Source organism: Streptomyces sp. Ag109_O5-10 (genome assembly GCF_900105755.1).
Taxonomy (GTDB): domain Bacteria; phylum Actinomycetota; class Actinomycetes; order Streptomycetales; family Streptomycetaceae; genus Streptomyces.
Genome location: NZ_FNTQ01000001.1, coordinates 4,421,378 through 4,442,875, shown reverse-complemented (window position 1 = coordinate 4,442,875; position 21,498 = coordinate 4,421,378). Strand labels below are relative to the sequence as shown.

Annotated in this window: 24 protein-coding genes and 1 pseudogene; 14 read left to right on the top strand and 11 right to left on the bottom strand. The window is 71.9% G+C overall.

The window, feature by feature from the left end:
- Positions 1-14: 14 nt before the first annotated feature.
- Entirely contained in the window at positions 15-803 is a 789-nt protein-coding gene (locus tag BLW82_RS20320; protein ID WP_093500456.1) for a hypothetical protein, read from the bottom strand.
- A gap of 164 nt (positions 804-967) precedes the next feature.
- Entirely contained in the window at positions 968-1,474 is a 507-nt protein-coding gene (locus BLW82_RS20315; protein ID WP_093500454.1) for a DUF1877 family protein, read from the bottom strand.
- 419 nt (positions 1,475-1,893) lie between these two features.
- Between BLW82_RS20315 and BLW82_RS20310 the strand changes: the two genes are divergently transcribed.
- On the top strand, positions 1,894-2,499 hold the full coding sequence (locus tag BLW82_RS20310; protein ID WP_371131364.1) for an RNA polymerase sigma factor: 606 nt from the start codon (positions 1,894-1,896) through the stop codon (positions 2,497-2,499).
- A gap of 86 nt (positions 2,500-2,585) precedes the next feature.
- Positions 2,586-3,347 carry a hypothetical protein gene (locus BLW82_RS20305; RefSeq protein WP_093500450.1) on the top strand — a complete coding sequence of 254 codons (762 nt, stop codon included), beginning with the start codon at positions 2,586-2,588 and terminating at the stop codon, positions 3,345-3,347.
- A gap of 531 nt (positions 3,348-3,878) precedes the next feature.
- Here BLW82_RS20305 and dctA read toward each other — a convergent pair.
- On the bottom strand, positions 3,879-5,276 hold the full coding sequence (gene dctA / locus BLW82_RS20300; protein WP_093500448.1) for a C4-dicarboxylate transporter DctA: 1,398 nt from the start codon (positions 5,274-5,276) through the stop codon (positions 3,879-3,881).
- The gene (locus BLW82_RS20295) at positions 5,273-6,391 is read right to left on the bottom strand and encodes a PrpF domain-containing protein (protein ID WP_093500445.1); all 1,119 of its coding nucleotides are present in this window, start codon (positions 6,389-6,391) and stop codon (positions 5,273-5,275) included. The genes dctA and BLW82_RS20295 overlap by 4 nt, the downstream gene beginning before the upstream one ends.
- Positions 6,392-6,537: 146 nt before the next feature.
- On the opposite strand from BLW82_RS20295, the gene BLW82_RS20290 reads away from it, so the two are divergent.
- Positions 6,538-7,443: a LysR family transcriptional regulator gene (locus tag BLW82_RS20290; protein WP_093500443.1), complete on the top strand. Its 906-nt coding sequence runs from the start codon at positions 6,538-6,540 to the stop codon at positions 7,441-7,443.
- 359 nt (positions 7,444-7,802) lie between these two features.
- Positions 7,803-9,533, top strand: coding sequence for an RICIN domain-containing protein (locus tag BLW82_RS20285; RefSeq protein ID WP_256215891.1), 1,731 nt, complete (start codon positions 7,803-7,805; stop codon positions 9,531-9,533).
- 197 nt (positions 9,534-9,730) lie between these two features.
- Here the strand turns inward: BLW82_RS20285 and BLW82_RS20280 are convergent, their stop codons facing one another.
- The 4 genes from BLW82_RS20280 to BLW82_RS20270 all read right to left on the bottom strand — a co-directional run bounded on the left by BLW82_RS20280 (position 9,731) and on the right by BLW82_RS20270 (position 11,844).
- Positions 9,731-10,516, bottom strand: coding sequence for a hypothetical protein (locus BLW82_RS20280; RefSeq protein ID WP_093500439.1), 786 nt, complete (start codon positions 10,514-10,516; stop codon positions 9,731-9,733).
- Positions 10,513-11,043, bottom strand: coding sequence for a SigE family RNA polymerase sigma factor (locus BLW82_RS20275; RefSeq protein ID WP_093500437.1), 531 nt, complete (start codon positions 11,041-11,043; stop codon positions 10,513-10,515). The genes BLW82_RS20280 and BLW82_RS20275 overlap by 4 nt, the downstream gene beginning before the upstream one ends.
- A 138-nt stretch (positions 11,044-11,181) precedes the next feature.
- A complete protein-coding gene (locus tag BLW82_RS44505) occupies positions 11,182-11,325 on the bottom strand; it encodes a hypothetical protein (protein ID WP_177233012.1) in 144 nt (47 codons plus the stop codon).
- A gap of 333 nt (positions 11,326-11,658) precedes the next feature.
- A complete protein-coding gene (locus BLW82_RS20270) occupies positions 11,659-11,844 on the bottom strand; it encodes a hypothetical protein (RefSeq protein WP_177233011.1) in 186 nt (61 codons plus the stop codon).
- A gap of 189 nt (positions 11,845-12,033) precedes the next feature.
- Here BLW82_RS20270 and BLW82_RS44500 point away from each other — a divergent pair, with 189 nt between their 5' ends.
- The 6 genes from BLW82_RS44500 (at position 12,034) to BLW82_RS20240 (ending at position 16,191) form a co-directional block, all read left to right on the top strand.
- Positions 12,034-12,246 carry a Rossmann-fold NAD(P)-binding domain-containing protein gene (locus BLW82_RS44500; RefSeq protein WP_177233010.1) on the top strand — a complete coding sequence of 71 codons (213 nt, stop codon included), beginning with the start codon at positions 12,034-12,036 and terminating at the stop codon, positions 12,244-12,246.
- A 359-nt stretch (positions 12,247-12,605) separates the two neighbouring features.
- A complete protein-coding gene (locus tag BLW82_RS20260) occupies positions 12,606-12,944 on the top strand; it encodes a helix-turn-helix domain-containing protein (RefSeq protein WP_093500435.1) in 339 nt (112 codons plus the stop codon).
- A 229-nt stretch (positions 12,945-13,173) separates the two neighbouring features.
- Complete coding sequence (locus BLW82_RS20255) at positions 13,174-13,380, top strand: cold-shock protein (protein WP_093500433.1); 207 nt, start codon at positions 13,174-13,176, stop codon at positions 13,378-13,380.
- 339 nt (positions 13,381-13,719) lie between these two features.
- Complete coding sequence (locus tag BLW82_RS20250) at positions 13,720-15,255, top strand: DEAD/DEAH box helicase (RefSeq protein WP_093500431.1); 1,536 nt, start codon at positions 13,720-13,722, stop codon at positions 15,253-15,255.
- A 154-nt stretch (positions 15,256-15,409) separates the two neighbouring features.
- Complete coding sequence (locus BLW82_RS20245) at positions 15,410-15,820, top strand: CBS domain-containing protein (RefSeq protein ID WP_093500429.1); 411 nt, start codon at positions 15,410-15,412, stop codon at positions 15,818-15,820.
- A gap of 83 nt (positions 15,821-15,903) precedes the next feature.
- Positions 15,904-16,191, top strand: coding sequence for an SCO5918 family protein (locus BLW82_RS20240; protein WP_093500427.1), 288 nt, complete (start codon positions 15,904-15,906; stop codon positions 16,189-16,191).
- 147 nt (positions 16,192-16,338) lie between these two features.
- Here BLW82_RS20240 and BLW82_RS20235 read toward each other — a convergent pair whose 3' ends face one another.
- Positions 16,339-16,704, bottom strand: coding sequence for a winged helix-turn-helix transcriptional regulator (locus BLW82_RS20235; protein ID WP_371131363.1), 366 nt, complete (start codon positions 16,702-16,704; stop codon positions 16,339-16,341).
- Between BLW82_RS20235 and BLW82_RS20230 the strand changes: the two are divergent.
- The 3 genes and pseudogenes from BLW82_RS20230 to BLW82_RS20220 form a co-directional block, all read left to right on the top strand.
- Positions 16,601-17,011: pseudogene (locus BLW82_RS20230) on the top strand (alpha/beta hydrolase); the annotation flags it as partial. The gene BLW82_RS20235 and the pseudogene BLW82_RS20230 sit on opposite strands and share 104 nt — an antisense overlap.
- Positions 17,008-17,220, top strand: coding sequence for a hypothetical protein (locus BLW82_RS20225; protein WP_093500423.1), 213 nt, complete (start codon positions 17,008-17,010; stop codon positions 17,218-17,220). The pseudogene BLW82_RS20230 and the gene BLW82_RS20225, both read left to right, overlap by 4 nt.
- A gap of 156 nt (positions 17,221-17,376) precedes the next feature.
- On the top strand, positions 17,377-20,037 hold the full coding sequence (locus BLW82_RS20220) for a WD40/YVTN/BNR-like repeat-containing protein (RefSeq protein WP_093500421.1): 2,661 nt from the start codon (positions 17,377-17,379) through the stop codon (positions 20,035-20,037).
- Between the two features lie 46 nt (positions 20,038-20,083).
- Here the strand turns inward: BLW82_RS20220 and BLW82_RS45555 are convergent, their stop codons facing one another.
- Positions 20,084-20,641, bottom strand: coding sequence for a hypothetical protein (locus tag BLW82_RS45555; RefSeq protein ID WP_256215889.1), 558 nt, complete (start codon positions 20,639-20,641; stop codon positions 20,084-20,086).
- Between the two features lie 98 nt (positions 20,642-20,739).
- On the bottom strand, positions 20,740-21,054 hold the full coding sequence (locus BLW82_RS45550; RefSeq protein ID WP_256215888.1) for a DUF2848 family protein: 315 nt from the start codon (positions 21,052-21,054) through the stop codon (positions 20,740-20,742).
- Here BLW82_RS45550 and BLW82_RS20205 point away from each other — a divergent pair.
- On the top strand, positions 21,006-21,488 hold the full coding sequence (locus tag BLW82_RS20205) for a hypothetical protein (protein ID WP_093500419.1): 483 nt from the start codon (positions 21,006-21,008) through the stop codon (positions 21,486-21,488). The two genes, BLW82_RS45550 and BLW82_RS20205, sit on opposite strands and share 49 nt — an antisense overlap.
- The last annotated feature ends 10 nt before the right edge of the window (positions 21,489-21,498 follow it).

Below are 21,498 nucleotides of genomic sequence, written 5' to 3'. Positions count from 1 at the left end.
GTCGGGGCCTCGGGTCACTTCACGGGCTTGTGGGACGCGGCGTTGGCACGCCCCTTGGCGGAGGGTGCTTCGGTGCCGGCGGCACCGGCACCGGCAGCGGCGCTGGTGGTGGGAGTCGCGGTCGTGGTCGCGGCGTGCGTCGCGGTGGGGGCGGACGTGGCCGCGGGGGTGGTCGCGGCCGCCTGCCCGCCGGTCCGGCCGGAGGCCGTCTGCGGCGCGGTGGGACGGGCGTCCTGGTCCGCCGCGTCGGAGTCCGTGCTCCGCACCGGGTGACCGTGATCCGTGTCGGCGGGGGAGCCGGGTGTGGTCGCGCGGGGCGTGGCCGGATGCGTCGTGTCGGGCAGCGGGACGAACGGCGCGCTGATGGTGGGGCCGCCCAGCAACGCGCTGACCAGCAGGGCGACATAGATGGCCGCGGGGATCAGCAGCAGTCGTGCGGCACGCCGCACGCGCCGCTGGCGGCGCCCCGAGGCGTCCACGAAGACGGGGCGCGCCGGATCGTTCTCCGGCATGTCCGGCATGTCCGGCTCCGGTGCGGGACGGCCGGACTCGTCGCGGTCCGTGGGCAGCACGGTGATGACGTCACCGTGCGGAGAGTCCCACTCCGCCCCGGCGAGGCGGTCCGGCCCGGCGACGAGCACCGGTGCACCGGCGGCCCAGGGCTCCGGCTCCGCCGTGGCCGTGTCGACGGTAGTGCCGCCGGTGGCCTCGTGACCGTGGGCGTACGCATACCCGTACCCGTACCCGCGGCCGGTGGGCGGCTCCTCGCCGTACCCTGCGCCGTCGTCGCCCGTCCACTGCACGAGTCCCGCCTCCCTCCAAGCCGACCGACGTGGTCGTCCGCATGGAGAGAGCGCGGCGGGCCGAAACTGTTACACCTCCCGCCCCGCACAGGCACAAGTCCAGCTCCGGGTGTCGGCAGGTCCCGCCTCACGGCGCTTCCCCGCCCGTCCTGGATCGCGACTCCTCACACCCGGGAACGGCGCTTCACCACCGCTTTCCCACATTGGGCCGCGTGCGCGTAGAAGGCCCGCAGCTCCCGGTGCGTCATGGCGAACGCGCGAGACGTCTCGGGCTCCGCGGGCATCCCGCCGTAGGCGGGCAGCAGCCGGTCCCGGGCAAGGTCCCACAGCGCGTCGAAGTCGGCGTGCTCCAGGAATCCGGCCACCCGGCGGGTCTGGGCCGCCGTGAGGACCAGCAACGGCGGCTCGCGCCGGTCGGTGCGGAGCACGGGGCAGCCGCCGAGCACCACCTGGGCCTGCGGCCGGCTCCCCGGCGCGTCCGGCGGAGCGCCGGTGTAGATGCGCTCCTGGTTCGGAGAGCACACGTCCAGGACCTCGTCGGGGCACCGGCCGCACCGGCCGGCGCGGTGCTGGAGGGCCTCCGCATCGCTCGCGAAAAGTCGCTCCAGCCAAGCCGGACTGTTGCGCAGTGCCGGGGCCGGCACCGCTCGCAGACGGAGGTACGTACTCATGACAGGGGGAGCGCACCAGAGCGCCGAAGCATCACGCGCCCCAACGGTGCCGGGGCGGAGCGACCGCCCGCCGCAGGTCTGTCCGGTCCTCTCCGCGCCGCTCACGGGGGGGAGTTGTGAACGGTGCGGAGAGGGGGCCGGGGGCGGGGCTGCGGCGCCGTCACCGGTGAGGATCGCTGCTGCCGGGGCGGACAGCACCAGTTCCGCTGCGTCGCGGTGGCGTCTGCCGAATCCCGCGGCTGAGCGCTGGGAGACGGGTGATACCGGACAGTGCTCCTGAGCGTTGTGACGTTTTTGTGAGAGCGCGCGCTGGTTGTCGTAGGGCCGTCGGTGCGACCGGAGCGCGGCGGACGGTGGGAATTCGGTTGTGATCCGTGCGAACGAGGGCAAACTTGGGCCAGGTGCGGCAAACCCGGCGCGTGCAGGAGTACGACGGGGAGCTGGGCGCGGCGGTCGCGCGCGCCCAGGACGGCGACGAGGGAGCCTTCGCGGTCCTCTACCGGATCGTGCAGCCGGGCCTTCTGGGCTACCTGCGGGGTGTCGTCGGCGACGACGCGGAGGACGTGGCGTCCGACGCCTGGCTGGAGATAGCCCGCGACCTCGGGCGGTTCAAAGGGGACGGCGCGGGCTTTCGCGGCTGGACCGCGACCATCGCCCGGCACCGGGCACTGGATCACCTGCGTCGGCGGCGGGTGCGGCCCCAGGCCGGCGGCACCGACCAGGACGTACTGGATCTGGCCGGCCCGCACAACACGCATGAGCAGGCCCTCGAGTCCCTCTCCACGGAGTGGGCTCTGGAGTTGATCCGCGGGCTGCCGCGGGACCAGTGCGAGGCCGTGCTGCTGCGGGTCGTGGTCGGTCTGGACGGTCCGTCCGCCGCGCGCGTCCTCGGCAAGCGGCCGGGTGCGGTGCGCACGGCCGCCCACCGGGGCCTGAAACGCCTTGCCCGTCAGCTCGGGATCGGCGGCGAGGCGGAGGAGAGTGTGACGGATGTGGCTTCCCGCACGCTGGGGGAGTCGACATGAACGACAACCGCGACAAGATCGGCAGGCAGGCGTCGGAGCCGGCACAGGGGACGAATCGAAGCGGTCGGACAGGAACGGAAACGGACATGGGTGAACGGCTGAGCGGCGACGGGCTGAGGGGCCGTCGACGTGTGCGGCCCGGCGGCACCCTGTCGGATCCTCGGGATGCGGGTGACGACACGGCGCTTGAGGCGGCACTGGCCGCAGCCGTCCGTGCGGACGATCACGGACCCCAGGGCGAGCGGCAGGCCGTGGCCGCGTTCCGGGCCGCCCACGCGGCGGGCGCGTATCGCGTATCTACCCGGCGCCGGGACGACTGGCGGCCGGCGGCCGAGCGGCGGGTGCGGCGCCCGGTCAGGCTGACGTTCGGCGTGGTCTGCGCCAGCCTCGCCCTGGGTGGTGTGGCGGTCGCGGCCATCGGTTCCGTCGGCTCCTCCACCGAGGGCGCCGGACACGGCCGGGGAACACCGAATCCCTCGGCGACCGCCCCGAACCGGCCGGGCGGTGCGGCCTCGGCGCCGTCCTCAGGCAAGGGTCGGCCGACGGACCGGCCCGCGACCGACCAGGAAACCGAAGCCCACTGCCGCGCCTACGACCAGGTCCAGGGCCACGGCAAGGCGCTCGACGCGACGGCCTGGAAACGGCTGATCGCGGCAGCCGGCGGTACGGACAAGGTGGCCGCCTACTGCGCCGAACAGCTGGCAGCCGCGACGGCCAAGCCGAGCCGCTCGACCGGTTCGGGCAAGTCCGGCAAGAGTGCCGGGAACTCCGCCGCCACAGCAGGCGCCACCGCCGCTGCCGGCAACGGCCGGGCGAACGGCGGGCGGGGCAACGGCAAGAACAAGTAGCCGCCGAGACGAGGGAAGAGACTCTCCCGAGCGGAGAGCGCACGTCAGAGTGGCGTCACCCGGTTCGATGCGCACCGTTGGGGAGCCGCAGGCGCCCAGGCATCCGGCGTGTGGAAGCGACGACGCAGACGCGTTCCCCGTCTCCCGCCCGGCGCTGTGCCCGTGGCGTACAGCCTGAGCGGTTGTGTCCGGCGCGCTGCCGGCCTCGGCCGGGGGTACAGCCGGGCGGCGGGTCGGCCGTCGAGTTCGATCGCGGTCGACCGCAGCCGGCAAGTACGAAGAGGGCCAACCCGGCGTACGCCAACGGCGGCCCACCAGGGGCCGCCGTTGCGACAGGACGGAAGCAGCTACCAGAAGCGGCGCGCGGCGGACGAGCCCGAGCTGCCTGCCCGCCGGGCCCGCCTCATCGCTCCGTGGACTCGCCCGCCGTGGCCTTGGCGACTGCCTCGTGCACGTGGGGATCGACAAGGCCGGGGCTGCCGGAGGCCACGTCGACCGGCGTCGCGGTGCGGACGGCCGTCCGCTTGGCGGTCAGGTTGCGGCGGGGACGGGGGCGTGGGCCGGTACCGGTGTCTGCGTCGGGTCGGGCTCGGCTGTCACCGCGGAGGGAGCCGGGGTGGGGGCGTAGGGGATCTCTCCGCGCAGGACGGCCTTGGCGCGGTCCTCGTCCAGCTCGCCCTCCCAGCGGGCGACGGCCAGAGTGGCGACGCCGTTGCCGACCAGGCTGGTCAGGGCGCGGGCTTCGGACATGAACCGGTCGACGCCGAAGATCAGCGCGAGGGCGGCGGGCGGGACGTGCGGCACGGCGCTGAGGGTGGCGGCCAGCGCGATGAAGCCGGAGCCGGTGACGCCCGCGGCGCCCTTGGAGGTGAGCAGCATGACGGCGAGCATGCCCAGTTGCTGGGTGAGGCTGAGGTCGATGCCGAGAGCCTGGGCGAGGAAGACCGAGCCCATGGTCAGGTAGATGGCGGTGCCGTCGAGGTTGAAGGAGTACCCGGCGGGCAGCGTGATGCCGACGACCGGTTTCGAGGCGCCCGCGTGCTGGAGCTTGGCCATCATGCGCGGCAGGACGGGCTCGGTGGAGGAGGTGCCCAGGACGATCAGCAGTTCTTCCTTGATGTAGCGCAGGAAGGGCAGCAGCCGCAGTCCGTTCAGGCGCATCACGGTCCCGAGGACGACCAGGACGAAGAAGAGGGCGGTCAGCCAGAACGAGCCGACCAGCAGCGCCAGATGGCGCAGGGTACCCAGGCCGTAGTGGCCGATGGTGAAGGCCATCGAGCCGAACGCGCCGACGGGGGCCAGCCGCATGATCCAGCGGATGAGCGTGAACAGGACCGTGGAGAACTTCTCGACACCCCGGGCGATGCCCAGGCCGGCCTCTCCGCTGGCGTGCAGGCCGAAGCCGAACAGCACCGACACCAGCAGCACGGGCAGGATCTCGTTGCCGGTCAGGGCGCTGACCAGGGTGGCCGGGATGGTGGCGAGGAGGAAGGCGGCGAAGCCCTCGTGGGCCGTGGTCGCCTCCGGCGGCAGGCCCTTGGTGGACAGGGTCGAGAGGTCGATGTGCAGACCGCTGCCGGGTTTGACGACGTTGACGACGACCAGACCGATCGCCATGGCCACGGTGGTCAGTACCTCGAAGTAGACCAGGGCCTTCAGGCTCACGCGGCCGACCGCGCGGGCGTTGCCCATGGAGGCGATGCCGTGGACGACCGTGCAGAAGATGACCGGTGCGATGAACATCTTCACCAGCGCGATGAAGCCGTCGCCGAGCGGTTTGAGGTCGGCGCCGACGGACGGCCACAGCCCGCCCACGGCGGCGCCGAGGAGGACGGCGATCAGGCACTGGACGTACAGGTGGGACAGCATCCGGCGGATGCGGCCCGGTGGTGGGGTGACGGTACCCGGGGCGGCGTCGTTGCGGCTCATACGGGGCGTCCTTCCAGGACGGGAACGAGGAGTTCGGCTCGGGCGATACGCCGGGCGGCGCGGTGCAGCAGCACCGTGGGGGACGCGCCGTCCGGTGCGGGGACGGCTTGGGTGGTGATCACGCCGGCGGGGGTGCCCAGGCGCAGCGTGCCGTCGGCGGTCTGCCGGGCCACGCGGTGGGCGAGGGTGCCGGGGGTGGTGGCGGCCGTGGCCAGGGCCACGGCGGAGGTCAGGCCGATCGCCGGGTGCGGGGCGTGCATGGAGACCATGCGCACGGCCAGGTCGTACTCGTCCTGGTTGACGAGGATGCCCTGTGTCGTGCGATAGGGCGCGGGACGGGCGACGACGCCCACCTTCGGCACCGCGTGGCTGACCGGATCGCCCTCGCGGGCCAGGCCCATGGCCAGCGCCGCCTGGCGGCGCAGCAGGGTCAGCGCGGGCACTGCGGAGGCGAACGCGGTGAGGGACTCCGTGCCGTCGAGGCCGAACGCCTTGGCCTCGAACAGCGCGGCCGGAGCGCCGGCGTCCACCAGGGATGCCTCGACAAGGCCGTCCGGGCCGGTCAGCTCGTCCAGTGCCCGGCCGGTCGGCAGCGCGCGGCCGGTCGTCGAGCCCGCCGGGTCCTCGAACCCGAGCAGGACCGGCACGCCCGGCGCCGAGGTACCCGGGACCACGGCCGTGCCCTCCTCCGGGGCCACGCCCGCGGGGGTGGGGATGGTGCCGGTGAGGCGGGCCCCGGTGTTGACGTTGAGCATGCGGACGGTGGTGGTGTCCGACGTGATCGGCACGAGCCGGTGGTGGACGGCGTACAGGGCCACGGCGGTGGCGCAGTTGCCGCAGTTGCTGGCCCACTCCACGCGCTCGTCGCCGATACCGACCTGTGCGAAGGCGTACTCGACATCCACACCGGGCTGGGTCGACGCCTGAACGACGGCGGCCTTGGAGGTGGTGGAGGAGGCGCCGCCCACGCCGTCGATCTGGCGGGGGTCGGCGGCGTTGAAGGCGGCGAGCAGGAGGGCATCGACGTCCACGCCCGTGGCGGCCACGTCGCGCTGGTCGAAGATCCAGCACTTGCTGGTTCCTCCGCGGATCATCTCGCCCTGCAGACGCAGCACAACCGACTCCTCACAGCCAGGGAAGGGGAAGCCCGCCGACGGTCCCGCCGTGCGTGGTGTCCTCCACGGTGGGTTACGGCAGCGTGAAGTACAATCTCGGAAATGTGTATGGCTATTAAGGTGAAGTGAACGCTGGAGGTGGCGGCGTGCTCGATGTCCGGCGCATCCTGCTCTTCACGGAGGTCGCCCGGCGCGGCTCGGTGACCGCGACGGCCCGCGCCCTCAACTACACCCCGTCGGCGGTGTCGCAGCAGATCAGCCGCCTGGAAACGGAAGCGGGACAGCCCCTGCTGGAACGCCACGCCCGGGGCGTCACCCTCACCGACGCCGGACGGGCGCTGGCCGAACGAGGGCAACGGATCGAACGCGAACTGCAGGCAGCGGAGAACGAACTCGCCGACTACGCCGGCCTGCGCGCGGGCACCCTGCGCATCGGCACCTTCCCCACCGTCGGCGCCTCGCTCCTGCCACAGGCCGTGATCGCCTTCCGGGACGCGCACCCCGACGTACGGCTGACCGTCCGCAGCGCCCGCATCGCCGGGCTCTGGACGATGCTGGAGAACCGGGAGATCGAGATGTCCCTCATGTGGGACTACGACTGGAGCCGGATCGACCGCGAGGACATTGTCATCACCCCACTCCTCGACGACCCGCCGGCCCTTCTCGTCAGCGACCACCATCCACTCGCCGGCCGCGACGCCGCCTCACTCGCCGACTTCGCACACGACCCCTGGATCACCCGCGCCGACCATCACCCGGTGGCCGAAGCCCTCGTGCGCGGCTGCCGCGACGTCGGCTTCGAGCCCCACATCGCCTACGAGGCCCACGACTACCAGGAGGCCCAGGCCATGGTCGCGGCCGGCATCGGCGTCGCCCTCGCCCCCACCCTGGCCCTGGAGGGCATCCGACCCGGCGTGAACGCCCTGCCCCTCCAGCCGCCGGCACCCATCCGCCGCATCCTCCTGGTTCGCATGGCCGACCACTCCCTCACCCCCGCCGCCCTCACCTTCGCCGGACTCCTCCGCGACGCCGCCGAGGCCCGAATTCCCTGACGCCGACACCGGGCCACGCCCACCGGTCACGGAACCTTCGCGCTCACCGCGGGGAACCCGGGCCCCGCACTTCGGTGTTGGACGTGGTCCGCCGGCGTCGGCCGTGCCGTGCTCCGCGGCGAACGGGAAGCGGGCAAGGCGAAAAAAATTCTGTGGCTCTTCGCGGCAACCTTTTCGGCCTCTCGGACCACTCAGCGTTGTCCGGCCAAGTGGTCCGGTCAGATGCACGGTTGAAAGAGAGCACAGGCATGCCCCTTGGAAGACAGCCCAGACATGTCTCCAGCCCGCCCCCCTCATCGGTCGCGTCCCACGCCGACGGCCACGCCCGCGGTGGTCGTCCGAAGCACCGTGGCCGTCGGTTGCTCGCACGTCGGGGTTTCTGGGCAGGCCTCGTCACGGTCGTCGTGGCCGGTTCGGCTGTCGTGGTCAGCCAGGCTTCGGCGCAGCAGACCCTGGACCTGAACAAGTGGTACGTGCTGGTCAACCGCAACAGCGGCAAGGTGCTGGACGACCGCGCTTCCGCCACGAACGACGGCGCCGCGGTGGTGCAGTGGAGCCGTCACGGCGGCGCCAACCAGCAGTGGCGGTTCATCGACGCGGGGGACGGGTACTACCGGCTGCAGAACCGGAACTCCGGCAAGGTGCTGGACGACCTCGGCTGGTCGAAGACCGCCGGCTCCGCCATCGTGCAGTGGAAAGACCTGAACGGCACCAACCAGCAGTTCAAACTGGCGAAGTCGCCGGACGGCTACGTGCGTTTGGTCAACCGCTTCAGTGGCTTGGCCGTCGACGTCCGCAACGCCGCCAAAGCCAACGGGAGCGGTGTCGTGCAGAACCGCGACCGGGGCGGCGCCGATCAGCAGTGGCAGCTCGTCCCGGCCGGGAGCGTCGGCGGCTCCGGTACGCCCACCGCGCCGAGCGGCAGCGTTCCCCCCAGCCCGGCTCCGAGCAGCTCGCACCCGTCGTCCGCGCCGTCGTCCACGCCGACTCCCGTGGCCGGTGGCGGCAGCTCGACGACACGTTTCATGGGCAGCAGCACGGTGCTCATCGGCGGCTCGATGTCCGACGCCTCGGCGGCCGCCGCGCCGTTCGACGTGCGGTACGCCTATGTGCACAGCCAGCCCGCGCCCTCGTCGGACTACTACTCGGCAGCGCGCTGCCACGACGATTGGTCGGGCTGGTGGGGCTGCTGGAACGGCAGCACCACGGCGCCCGGCACGTACGTGACCTGGCGGGACAGCGTGGCGGCCCAGGCGACGTACAAGGGCAGCCCGCGTCCGCAGAAGATGCTCTGGACCTGGTACTCGTTGCGCGACCTCGGGGACGCGGCGGGCCAGGGCGACGGTCCGGGCGAGGTCAAGGCCATCGACCGGCTCGACCTGCTCACCCGGTACCTGAACGACTACCGGTTCTTCCTCCAGAAGATCGGCACGTCGCACGACGCGATCGACCTCGAGCCCGACTTCTGGGGCTACGTCCGGTCGCTCGGCAATCCGCACCAGGTTCCCGCACGGGTCTCGGGCGCGAATCCGACGGATTGCGGATCGCAGGAGAACAGCGCCGCCGGACTCGCCCGCTGCCTGATCTCGATGGCGCACAAGTACGCGCCGAACACCGCCGTGGGGCTGCACCTTTCCTGCTTCGACTGGCAGACCGACACACAGGCATGCGTCAAGGACTACGCGAACCTCGGGGCACGGGACGCCGACTTCCTGGTCACCGACGTGTCGGACCGCGACGCGGGCTGGTACGCACAGCCGGCCCACGGTGGCAGTGACCACTTCTGGACCGACCAGAAGGCCGCCGCGGCGCTGCAGTTCTACAAGACGATGGCCGAGTCCGTGGGCAGGCCGGTGGTCCTGTGGCAGATCCCCGTGGGCAACATGGCGCAGAACAACACCCTCAACCATTACAAGGACGACAAGGTGGACTGGTTCTTCGCGCACATGAACCAGGTGGCGAACGCCCATGTCGCCGGGCTGCTCTTCGGCGCAGGGCAGCAGGAACAGACCACGCCCGAGTCCGACGGCGGAAACCTGATCCGACAGACGATCGCCTATCACAACTCGGGCGGTACAGCGCTCAAGTAGGCGCGGATGACGAAATGCGCCCCCATCTCCTCGATGGGGGCGCATTCGTCCGTGCATTCGCCCTCTTCATCGGGCTGCGGACTTCGCGGCCAGGCACCTCCATCCGGTCGCGATCACCGTGGAGGTCGCAGGGGTCGACGGTCGTGGGATGGGTGCGAACCAGGTCCCCGTGGCTCCTCCCCTTGCCGCACCGGCGTTCACCGGGTCGGGACGAACCCTCCCCGGACCGACGCGGAGCCGCCCGAACCCTGCGCGTCGACGCGGTAGCCGTCGCCCCCGGCGCCGCGCACGCCGGCGCCGTTGTTGAACTGGGCGGCGAACTCGTGGCTCCCGGCCGGCACGGTCAGGCCCGGCTTGAGGACCCAGCGGTAGACCAGCGTGCCGCCGGCCTCCTGAGTGGTGACGGTGAAGTCATCACTCGGCAGGGTCTGCCAGGTGCCGGTGGTCTTCACCCCGCCGGTCTGCACGATCCGCATCTCGACCGTGAGCGAGGTGAGCGGCTGGGTCGTCCTGAGGGCGAGGTTGCTCTGCGTCCAGTAGACGGTGCTGTGCGGGTCCACCGAGCCGGCCGACGACAGCGGCCCGTTCCGGCTCGTGTCGGCGGTCGGCGACGGACTGGCGGCAGGCGGAGCCGGGCGCGTGCTGCCGGGGGTGATGGCCGGGGCCGGCGCGACGGGGGTGTGGCGGCCTGGCGCCGGGCGCGGGGAGCTGACGGTCGGGGAGGGGGTGGCAGGCGTGGTCACGGTGGCCGACGGCGACGATTTCGCGACGATGGCGGCGACGGCGAGGCCGCCGGTCGCCAGGATGCCGGTGGCGGCGAGCCCGGCGAGCGCGACCCTGGTCCCGGACCTCGCGAACGGCCGCGCGCGGTGACGGACGGCGGGGCCGGCCATGCCGCGTTGCACCCGGGCCAGCATCCTCGCACGGTCGGGCCGGTGGGCCTCGGCGGCCTCGCGCAGCCGACGGGCGATCTCCTCATTCACCGGTTCCTCCTCCCTGCCACCAGGTCCCCGACCGCTCGCGCGCCCAGTATCCTTTCCAGCTCGGCCATCCCCTTCGAGGTCTGGCTCTTCACCGTACCGACCGATATGCCCAGTGCCGCCGCCGTGTCCTTCTCCGACAGGTCGAAGGCGTGCCGGAGCACCACGCAGGCCCGCTTGCGGAACGGCAGCCGGGCGAGCGCCGCGCGGACGTCCAGCACGGCCGCCATGTCCGGCCCCTCCACGTTCTCGGGGCTGCGGGACCAGAACAGCGTGATCCTGAGTCGCTCGCGCACCGCGCTGCGGATCCGTCCCCGCGCCAGGTTGGCCACCACACCGCGGGCGTAGGCGAGCGGGTGGTCGGCCTGCCGCAACCGGTCCCAGCGTTGCCACAAGGCGACCAGGGCGTCCGCCGCGAGGTCGTCCGCCGCGTCGGTCTCGCCGGTCAGGAGGTATGCCAGACGGGCGAGCTCGGCATAGTGGCGTTCGAAGAATTCGTGGAACTCCGCGGCCGCGTCATCGAGGAGCATCCCCCGCCCTCTCCTGGCAATGAGGTGCGCATTAGTTGCGCGTTTAACAATGGGGGCGCAGCGTAACAGTGCCCAGCCCGGGATCCGAACGGCGGTCGTGCTCGGTTCCGGGCCGGTGAAGGCCGGCCGGCGGGCTGGTCAATGCCGGACGAACTGGACGCCGGCCGGCTGCGCGACGTCCGGCTGTACGGCGGTGCCGTCGACGGTCAGCCGCTCCCCGTGGATGCCGGTGACCCCGCGCCTTGGCCACGGTCGCGGCGCGGCGTGTTTCGTTGCCCTCATGCCCGTCCCTCCGGTGGTTCGAGTCGGCCTTCCGGCTCCCAGTTGCCGCAGAGGACGAAAAGGTTGCCGCCCCGACGCTGTTTTCCCGGCGACCGGCGCACGGCACGAAGGGGATCTGCGAAACAGCGGATACGACGGCAGCCTTTCCACCCCGCGCGGCCACCTGGGACCTGCCCACCATGGCGCTCGACCTCGTTCGGGGGCCGACGGTCCAGCCGGTGGTCCTGGAGTTTCGCGGCGAGCGGGCGGGTGCCGTCCGGTTCCCGCTGCGGACTCACCGGGCTGCGTGCTCTCTCATCTCCTGCCGCCGGGCGTCCGGCGGTGCCGAGCGGTTCAGCCCTCCGCGGCGAAGGATTCGATGTAGGCCAGGGCGCCGTGCAGTGCGTCGCGCAGCGGGGTGCTGTCCTCGGCCGCCTGGTCCAGGAGGGCTCCGCCCTGGAACGCGGCGGTGAGCAGGTGGGCGAGCGCGGCCGGGTCGGCTTCCGGCCGCAGCTCGCCGCGCTCGCGCATCTTGCTCAAGGACCGGCGGCCACACCACCGAACTCCTCCTCCAGCGCGGGCACCACGTCCGCTGGGCATCCACGTCACGCTCGTGGAACCGGGCTTCTTCCGCACCGACTTCCTCGACCCGCCAACCTGCGCACCGGCCCCGGGACCGTCGACGACTACGCGCCCACCGTCGACGACTACGCGCCCACCGTCGGCGCGATGCGCACAGCCGCCGCGAGCCTGCACCACGCCCAGCCCGGCGACCCGGCGAGGGCCGCGCGCGCCGTCGTCGAGACGGCCGCCGCCCCCGAACCGCCCCTGCGCCTCCCGCTCGGAGCCGACACCCCGCAAGCCTTCGACGCCGAACTGGACGCCTTCCGCAAGGACATGGACGCCGCCCGGCACATCGCCCTCTCCACCGACCACGAATAGGACGTCGTCTCATGCGGCTCGGTGCGCCGTCGGTCGTGGCATCGGTCGTTGAGCGGCTGGTGCCGGACGAGTGGTGAGAGCTGTTCCAGCGCGTCCATGGCACCGACGCGCCGGTGCCCCGCCCCCGAAGCGGGGCCGTCATCGCCGGCGGGTGACGAGTCCGGCGGCTCGCCGGGCCCGGCACGGGAAGCCGGCGGCCGGACACCGAATCGCCCCGAAGGAAATCTGTCACGGCGGGTCCACATGTCCGCGCCCGCCGCGGATAGGGTTGTGGCGACGACGCAGATGGTGCTGATTCCTTCGGAGTACGGGTGTCACCCACTCTGAGTCCTCCGCAGAGCTCCCGGAACGAAGGTGTCATGCCCGCCGAGAACGACCCCGTCATCGGCAACCTCGACGATGACGACTACCCCGCCTACACCATGGGCCGGGCCGCCGACGTGCTCGGCACCACCCCCGCCTTCCTGAGAGCCGTCGGTGAGGCCGGGCTGATCACCCCCCTGCGCTCGGACGGCGGACACCGCCGGTACTCCCGCCGCCAGTTGCTCGTCGCCGCCCGTGCCCGCGAGCTGGTCGGCCAGGGCACGCCCATCGAGGCCGCGTGCCGCATCATCTCCCTTGAGGACCAACTGGACGACGCCCTCCGGCTGAACCGCGAAATACGCCGGAAGCTGGACGAGGGCGACGCGAATATCTAGTCCCGCCGCTGCAGAAATACCGGCTCCGGCGGGAAGAGAATTACCTGGTCGACCCGAAAGCGTATGGCCGGTTCCTCCCCGGCTGTGTTAGCGTGATAGCCGTTGCAGTTTTGGTTACCAGAGGTTTTTTCTTTGCATAGCTTTCCGGATCTTTCCGGAGGGGTGATCACAGCGGCGACTCGGCCCCGTAAAGTGCGGGTCCGATAATGCCCCCCGAGGGAGATTCAATATGGCATCTGGCACCGTGAAGTGGTTCAACGCGGAAAAGGGCTTCGGTTTCATCGCGCAGGACGGCGGTGGCGCTGATGTGTTCGCGCACTACTCGAACATCATCAGCAACGGCGGCTTCCGCGAGCTTCAGGAAGGCCAGAAGGTCAGCTTCGACGTCACCCAGGGCCCGAAGGGTCCGCAGGCCGAGAACATCGTAGCTGCCTGAGACTGACGCGCAGCGTCGCGAGCCAGTGGCTCGCGCATCACATGGCTGGGGCCCGCGCTCCTGGGGTGCGGGCCCCAGCCATTGCGTTACCCGCACACCCCGACACCTGGATCCGATGTCCGTGGTTTCCGGGGTTTCCGAATCTCCAGGGCCTTCGGGGTCTCTGGGTCTCCCGCGCGTCTCCGGGGCCTTCGGGTCTCCGGATTGACGACAGTCGCGGCCTCGGTACCGAGAGCCCCGGCGTTCCGTTTTTTCTTCGGCTCATTCTTGTGATTCCTCGAACGGCCGCCCGCCGTCGGACGGAATTCCTCGATACGCCGTATCGAGGAAGGTTCCTTCTTGAACCGCACCCGTCCTACCACCGGCACCTCCGGTCGCTCCCGCGTGAACGGGAGTGCCCCGCACTCGGCAGGCTCCCCGCGCGGAAGCCGTTTCCGCACGCAGGAGACGGGCCACCAGGGTCCTCGTCCGGGCACCGGGCCCAAGAGCCGTCAGGGAGCGAACCCCACCGCACGGCGACAGGAATTCGCCCCGCCCGTCACCCTGACCGAACCGCTGCCCGCGGTCGAGGCGTTCGCCGAACTGGACATGCCCGTACGGCTGCTGGCCGCGCTCCGCGCCGAGGGTGTGACCGTGCCCTTCCCGATCCAGGCGGCCACCCTGCCCAACGCGCTCGCCGGCCGGGACGTGCTGGGCCGGGGCCGTACGGGTTCGGGGAAGACGCTCGCCTTCGGCCTGCCGGTGCTGGCCCGTCTCGAAGGGCAGCGCGCCCAGCCCCGGCAGCCGCTCGCCCTCGTCCTCGTCCCCACCCGGGAACTGGCCCAGCAGGTCACCGACGCGCTCGCGCCCTACGCCCGCGCCCTGCGGCTGCGGCTCGCCACCGTGGTGGGCGGCATGTCGATCGGCCGCCAGGCGAGTGCTCTGCGCGGCGCGGCCGAGGTCGTCGTCGCGACGCCCGGCCGCCTCAAGGACCTCATCGAGCGGGGGGACTGCCGACTGGACCAGGTAGCCGTCACCGTCCTCGACGAGGCCGACCAGATGGCCGACATGGGCTTCATGCCGCAGGTGACCAGGCTCCTCGACCAGGTCCCGTCGGGTGGGCAGCGGTTGCTGTTCTCGGCCACCCTGGACGGTGACATCGACCTCCTGGTGCGCCGCTATCTTCACGACCCCGTGGTGCACTCGGTCGACCCGCCGGCGGGCAGCGTCACCACCATGGCGCACCACCTGCTGCACGTGCGCGGCGCCGACAAGGACACCACCGTGACCGAGATCGCAGCCCGCGACGGCCGCTTGATCATGTTCCTGGACACCAAGCACGCGGTCGACCGGCTGACCGAGCACCTGCTGTCCGTCGGAGTGCGCGCCTCGGCCCTGCACGGCGGCAAGTCCCAGCCGCAGCGCAACCGGACGCTGGCCCGGTTCAAGGACGGCCACGTCACGGCCCTGGTGGCCACCAACGTCGCGGCCCGCGGAATCCACGTCGACCACCTCGACCTGGTCGTCAACGTCGACCCTCCCGGCGACCACAAGGACTACCTGCACCGCGGCGGCCGTACCGCCCGGGCCGGCGAGTCCGGCACCGTCGTCACCCTCGTCCTGCCGCACCAGCGCCGAGCGGTGGACCGCCTGATGGCCGACGCCGGCATCACCCCGCGCACGGCCCTGGTCCGCCCCGGCGCGGCCGAACTGCACGCCATCACCGGAGCCCGGACCCCGTCCGGCGTGCCGGTCACCGTCCGCGCGCCGGACGCCGAACGGCGCGAGGCCAGGGGATCCGCCGGCCGTGACCGCAGGGAACGCGTCCCCGGACGGGGCGGGAACGGCCGGGCCGCGGCCCGAGCCCGGCGCTCCGCCCCCGGGCCGACCACATAGCCCGGCCACGGGGAAGGCGCCCCGCTCCCCGCACCCGGTACCCGGGTCGACACGCCGCCCTCCTGCCCGCCCCGACGAAGAGGAGAAGCCCTTGACGCCGAGTACGCCGAGTACGCCGAGGACGCCCATGACGCCCATGACATCGATTCCGCCGATGACGACGGTTCTGCCCCGAGCACACCGGTCCGGCCGGGCCGACGGCACCGGTCTGACCGCGCGCGACGCCATGCTCCACGCCCCCGGGCCACAGGTCGACGACCACATGGCGGTCGACGTGGCCCTGTCCGTGCTCATCGGGGCTCGCGTCCCGCACCTGCTCCTCCAGGACGAGGACGGGCGGTGCGCGGGACTGGTCACCCGGGCCCAGCTCACCGCCCACCGTGGCGGCTCCTGGTTCAGCGACCGCACCCGGCTGCGGGACATCCCGCTCGACCGCGGCCCCTTCACCGCGTCGGCGGCCGCACTCGGTGACGCGGAAGCCGCCATGCGGGTACGGATACTGAACGTTTCCCCCGTGGTCGACGACCACGGCTACGCCTTGGGCGTGCTCGCGCTCACCCCCTGACCCCTTCCGACCGGCCGCCGCCGCGCGTCCGGCCTCTCCAGAGCCGTTCCCCGACGTTCTCCCTCACCCCTGCGGAGGCATCCATGCGCTGTGTCATCGCCCGTTTCCCCTTCGACCTGACCAAGAGCGAGGTCGAGCAGTCGATGAACGGCATCCGGCCCGAACCCGTCACCGGTGTGTCCGTGACCATCGAGGGTCGCATCTACCCCGTGATGCAGGTCGGGGAAGTGATCACCAGACAGAACCGCCGGGACTTCACGTCGTTCGAGATGCGCCGTGCACTGACCCGCCTCGGGTTCACCTGCCACGACGCACCCCCGGTCGCGCCGCCCCGGGACGCGCGGGCCGACGAGGACGCGCTCGGCTGGTAACGACGCGCGGCACCACGGCGATGCCGGCGCCGACGCGTTTCTCGTTGCGCAGCGGTACGCAGCCATGCGCGGATCACCGGGGAACGACGTGCCCAACCGCCACATCGAGGACCCCAGCCACCAGTACTGAGCGTGGGACCGGCCTGCCTACCCCTCATCGGCTTCCTCGGCGGCGGCTTCGTTGGCGCGGTCGATCTCGGCCATGTGCTCCTCCGCCCAGGTCCGCAGTCCCGCAAGCGCGGCCTCCAGGGACAGCCCGAGTCCGGTGAGTCGGTAGAAGACCCGCGGCGGCACGGTCGGTTCGACCCGGCGCGACACCAGCCCGTCGCGGGTCAGGCTTCGCAGCGTCACGGACAGCATCTTCTGCGACACACCGGGCATCCGGCGTTTCAGCTCCGCCAAGCGCACCGCCGTGCCCGGCCTCGCCGAGACCGTCCTGGCCGGCGACGAGGCCCCGTACGTCGACTGGTTCCTCGACTCGGGGACGCTCGGGCGAGGAGCACCTGCCGACATCCGTGCGGCCTTCGTCCACGCGTACACCGGGGCTGAGGCCCTGAGCTGCGCGTTCTCCTATCACCGGGCCCTGCCCACCAGCGCGCAGCAGATCCGGGACGCGGTCGCGACGGCTCGGCTGACCATGCCCACCACGGCCGTCGGCTCTCAGCCCGTCGGCAGGGGGCTCGAACGCCAACTCCGCCCCATCGCCGATGACCTGCTCGGGCACCACCTCCAGGACTGCGGCCACAGCATCCCCCTCGACCGTCCCGACGCGTTGTTCGCGCTCCTGGCTCCCTTCCTCTCCGCCGGTCCGCCGCGGTGACCGGAGCGGGCCCGAAGGATCACGGTCGGCGGTTCGGACGTTCCTCCCAGCGCCTCGTCTGGCTGGTTCCGTACGAGGCGCTCGGCCACCGGCCGCGCCCGCTCTTCCGGATCGACCGCCACCTCCCGCCGCTGGTCGCCTGCGGCGTCGCGGCGGTCCTCGCCTGTGCGGTGCCGGCGGTCGCCCGCCCGCGGACCGCGGCGGTCTGACCGGATTCCCCGGCGTCGGGGTGACGGACCGGGCGCCTTCCGGCCATCCGAAGTGACAGGTTCTGGTCAAGGAATGCTCAAATGTCGGACGTCACCCGCCGGCGGTGATCGGGTCGTCCCCGACGGCTGTACACGTTCCCGTTGGGGGAGGTCCCGGTGTCAGCACCGACCCGCAAGAGACGTTGGTTCACGATCTGCGCCATCACCGCATCCGCCGCACTCGTGGCGATACCCGCCGGTGCGGCGTCCGGCCGGGACAGCGGTCCCTTCGGGGCCCGCGCGCTCGCCCGGCTCGCCGCCGAGCGGGCGCAGTCGGTGGGCGCCGCAAGACCCGAAGCGAAGGCCCAGGACGACGGCGGTGACGACGGCAACGAGGCCGACGAGATAGCCGAGGGCGCGGACCAGTACGCGGAGGCCCGCACCTCACCCGGCGTCGTCGCACCGGGCGCGTACGGAGCCGCCTGGAACGACCTGGCCCACCTGTCCAGCACCGGCGGCAGGTGGCGCAACATCACCGACCTGCCCTACAACTCGGACGACCCGCGCTACCGGGACTACGACTCCAACTCCAGCGGCGGCTCGGGCGATGTGACCGGCCGGATGGCCGCGATGGCCGCTGACGACGACGGGTACGTGTACGCGGGCAGCGCGGGCGGCGGAGTGTGGCGCTCGCGTACCGGAGGCGGCCGCTGGCGGCCCATCAGCGACAAACTGCCCTCGCAGTCCACCGGCGCACTCGCGCTGGACCGCGCGGGGCGGTTGTGGCTGGGCACCGGCGAGGCGACGACCAACGCGGACGCCTACCTCGGCAGTGGTGTGTACGTCCTGTCCGACCCGCGGCACGGCACCTTCGCCTCCCGCAGCCGGGTCGGCGGTGCCGAACTGGAGTCGACCACCATCCACGAGCTGCGCTTCGGCGGCGGCAAGGTGTGGGCGGCGACCAGCGAGGGCGTGTGGAGCCACTCCACGAAGAAGCTCACCGGTGCCTGGAAGCTGGAGTTCGCGCCCAACCCCGACTATCTGCCCGGCGGTTCCCTCGCGAACGACGCCTCGGCCGCGTACAAGAACATCGCCAACGACATCGCGATCGACCCCAAGAACCCGTCCAAGGTGGTCCTCGCGGTCGGCTGGCGCAGCGGCGACGACTACAACGGCTTCTACACCAAGGGCTCCGACGGCACCTGGACGCGGATCACCAGCGGCCTGGGCGATCTGCCCGCCGACCCGGACAACGTCGGCAACGTCACCTTCGCCCGCTCGGCCGACGGCTCGCGCTACTACGCCATCGACCAGTCCCCGGAACAGCTGAACACCAACCCGGACAGCGGCCTGGAGGGGATCTACGTCTCCAAGTCCGGTTCTCCCACCGGTCCGTGGACGAAGATCGCCGACTACCGGGGTCTGGCCGCCGCCGGCTCGGCGCTCACCACCAGCGGATACATGCCGGGCGTGCAGGCCTGGTACAACCAGTTCCTGACCGTCGACCCGGCGAACGCGGAGCACGTGTACGCGGGTCTTGAGGAGGTCTACGAGACGAAGGACGGCGGCACCAGCTGGTCGACCGTCGGCCCGTACTGGAACTTCTCCTTCCCGTGCTGGAACATCGACCCGGCCAAGCAGACGGGCGACTGCAGTCAGACCACCCACTCCGACCAGCACGGCGTCGCGATCGGCAGCTACCACGGCAAGAGCTTCGTCTACGTCGGCAACGACGGTGGCGCCTACAAGCGCCCGGTCGACGGCTCCCAGGACGCCTCCGGGCACGCCACCGACTGGACCTCGCTCAACGACGGCACGATCGACACCCTCCAGTACTACTCGGTGGGCGTCGGCAAGGACCTGACCTACGGCGGCGTCTCCGTCACCGGCGGCCTGCAGGACAACGGCCAGTCCATCCTGCGCAGCAACGACAAGGTCATGGGCTCCGACTTCGGCGGCGACGGCGGCGACACCCTCACCGACCCGGCCAACGGCTGCAACATCGCCGAGGAGTACGTCTACCTGGCCGTCCAGGTCACCCAGAACTGCGCCGTGAACGACGGGAGCTGGGTCACCGACCCCAGCAGGATCACGTCGTACAACGTGGCTCCCGCCGACAACGCCACCGGTGAGGCCCGCTTCATCGCCCCGATCACGGCCGACGCGAAGAACAGCTCGACCTGGATCGCCGGCGGCCGCCACATCTGGGTCCAGACCCACGGCTACGCCATCCGCAGCGGCAACGAGTGGACCAGCGTGTACGACCTCGGCGCCGGCCGCACCGCGACCGCCGTCGCGGCCTCGGGCGGCAAGGTGTACGCGGCCTGGTGCGGCCCCTGCAACAACCAGGGCTTCGCCCGCGGCATCTCCGTCGGCAACGCGGACGGCACCGGCTGGCACGACATCACCCTGCCGAGCACGGGTGCGGACGGCAGCGTGCCCAACCGCTACCTCGCCGGGTTCGCCGTCGACCCGAAGAACGCCGACCACGTCTTCCTCGCGGTCAACGGCTTCTCCCGGCACTGGACCGAGGGTCCCGGCGCCGGCGTCGGCCACGTCTTCGAGTCCACCGACGGCGGCACCACCTGGAAGGACATCTCGAAGAACCTGCCCGACGTGCCGACGAACTCCGCGGTCGTCACACCGAACGGCGGCCTCGCCGTCGCCACCGACCTCGGGGTCGTCTACCGCGCACCGGGCCGCACGACCTGGAAGCGCGTCGGCAGCCTCCCGGCCGTCGCCGTGCTCCAGCTGAAGCTGGGCCCGGACGGCAGGACGCTGTACGCGGCCACCCACGGCCGCGGCATCTACACGACCGACGTGCGCGACTGCAGGTGACGCGGCTGACGCACTGACGCACAGGGGTGACCCCGGTCCGCCGGGGTCACCCCTGCGTCGTGTACGGCACCACGCTCACGTGCAGGGTGAAGGCGGCCCTCGCGGCACCCGCCACGTCCGGTGCCTTCGCCGACGCGCTGACCTCGGCCGTACCGGCCCGGGCCCCCGCACACCGCAGCGAGGCCCGAGCCGTACCGTCCGCGTCCACCCGCCAGCCGGACGCGAGGACGAGAACCGGCGCGGAACTCCGCACGGCCGTCCACCGCTTGTCATCCGTGCGCGGCCGCAGGACGAGCGACACCACGGTCCCGGGCCGCACACAGAGCCGCTGTTCGGCCGCGTCACCGGGACCGACGGTGACCTTCGCCTGCCCGGCGGCACAGCTCCCCGGTGCGGCGGAGGGGCTGGTGGCCGACGCCGACGGGTTTTCCCCGGTCGGGCTCGCGGTCGGCGCTGTGGGCGCAGCCGTCGACGCACTGGCCGACGGCCCCGCCGAGCCGCCGTTCTCCGACGGGCCTCCCGCCGGTCCGCCGCCTTCCGACGCGTGGCATCCCGTCAGGACGACCAGCACGGCGACCATCCATCCCCCGGCCCACCACCGCATCCCGCACCTCCCGGCCCGCGCGTACGCCGGAGACGTTCCGTCATCGCCGGACCGTCCTCAGTGTGCTCCCGCGACGGCGCCCATGGGATGCCGTCGGGTCAGCCGATGGGGGCCGGCATGGGCTGGACGTCGTAGTGGAGGCGGATCGTGTCTCCGGTGGCGGGGTCGGCCAGTTCCACGCTCCAGCCGTCGGCGAACCGGTCGACGCCGGAGGCCAGGGGGATGGTGCCGGAGATCAGGACGGTGCCGGTGTCGAGCGCGCCCCGCGAGCGCAGGACGTCGATCCAGTACGGGACAGTCGTCGGCGGCGTACCGAGCTGGACAGAACGGATCGCTGTCAGTGCCGGGTGGCACGATCTGCGGCATGGATCTCCGCGTCGTCTTCGCCGGCCTCGACCAGACGGACTGGTCACGGCTTCACCATGCCTACGGCTCTGCCGAGGACATCCCGGCACTGCTGCGGGATCTCGCGTCCCCGGTGGAGAAGACCGCCGCGGAGGCGGAGCAGGAGTTGTGGAGCAGCATCGTGCACCAGGGCACGGTCTACTCGGCGACAGCGCCCGCGGTGCCGTTCCTGGCGCGACTCGCCGACCGTCTCCTGGCGGCGGCCCGGGCTGGGTCGTACGCGCGCGACGCCTCCGCCGTGCTGAAAGCCTGCGTCGCGCTCGGCCCCACGGCCTTCACCCACGCCCAGCTCGACCTGCTCCGCGACCTCGCGGACGGCGACCGGCGCATCGTGGGCGCAGGTCCCCAGAACCGGATCATCCTCGCCGACGAACACTTCCGCGTCGAGGCCCGGAATGCCCTGCGGACACTGACCGTCTCGAGTACCGGCCGGCAGGTGTGACCGCCGGGCG

Excerpts from the sequence above, each read along its gene's own strand:
- BLW82_RS20205 (WP_093500419.1), top strand. The coding sequence starts at position 21,006 with ATGGATCTCCGCGTCGTCTTCGCCGGCCTCGACCAGACGGACTGGTCA.
- BLW82_RS45555 (WP_256215889.1), bottom strand. The coding sequence starts at position 20,641 with ATGCGGTGGTGGGCCGGGGGATGGATGGTCGCCGTGCTGGTCGTCCTG.
- BLW82_RS20245 (WP_093500429.1), top strand. The coding sequence starts at position 15,410 with ATGACGACGGTTCTGCCCCGAGCACACCGGTCCGGCCGGGCCGACGGC.
- BLW82_RS20235 (WP_371131363.1), bottom strand. The coding sequence starts at position 16,704 with ATGTCGGCAGGTGCTCCTCGCCCGAGCGTCCCCGAGTCGAGGAACCAG.
- BLW82_RS20260 (WP_093500435.1), top strand. The coding sequence starts at position 12,606 with ATGCCCGCCGAGAACGACCCCGTCATCGGCAACCTCGACGATGACGAC.
- BLW82_RS20255 (WP_093500433.1), top strand. The coding sequence starts at position 13,174 with ATGGCATCTGGCACCGTGAAGTGGTTCAACGCGGAAAAGGGCTTCGGT.
- BLW82_RS20315 (WP_093500454.1), bottom strand. The coding sequence starts at position 1,474 with ATGAGTACGTACCTCCGTCTGCGAGCGGTGCCGGCCCCGGCACTGCGC.
- dctA (WP_093500448.1), bottom strand. The coding sequence starts at position 5,276 with ATGAGCCGCAACGACGCCGCCCCGGGTACCGTCACCCCACCACCGGGC.
- BLW82_RS44500 (WP_177233010.1), top strand. The coding sequence starts at position 12,034 with ATGCGCACAGCCGCCGCGAGCCTGCACCACGCCCAGCCCGGCGACCCG.
- BLW82_RS20305 (WP_093500450.1), top strand. The coding sequence starts at position 2,586 with ATGGGTGAACGGCTGAGCGGCGACGGGCTGAGGGGCCGTCGACGTGTG.
- BLW82_RS44505 (WP_177233012.1), bottom strand. The coding sequence starts at position 11,325 with ATGAGGGCAACGAAACACGCCGCGCCGCGACCGTGGCCAAGGCGCGGG.
- BLW82_RS20240 (WP_093500427.1), top strand. The coding sequence starts at position 15,904 with ATGCGCTGTGTCATCGCCCGTTTCCCCTTCGACCTGACCAAGAGCGAG.
- BLW82_RS20275 (WP_093500437.1), bottom strand. The coding sequence starts at position 11,043 with ATGCTCCTCGATGACGCGGCCGCGGAGTTCCACGAATTCTTCGAACGC.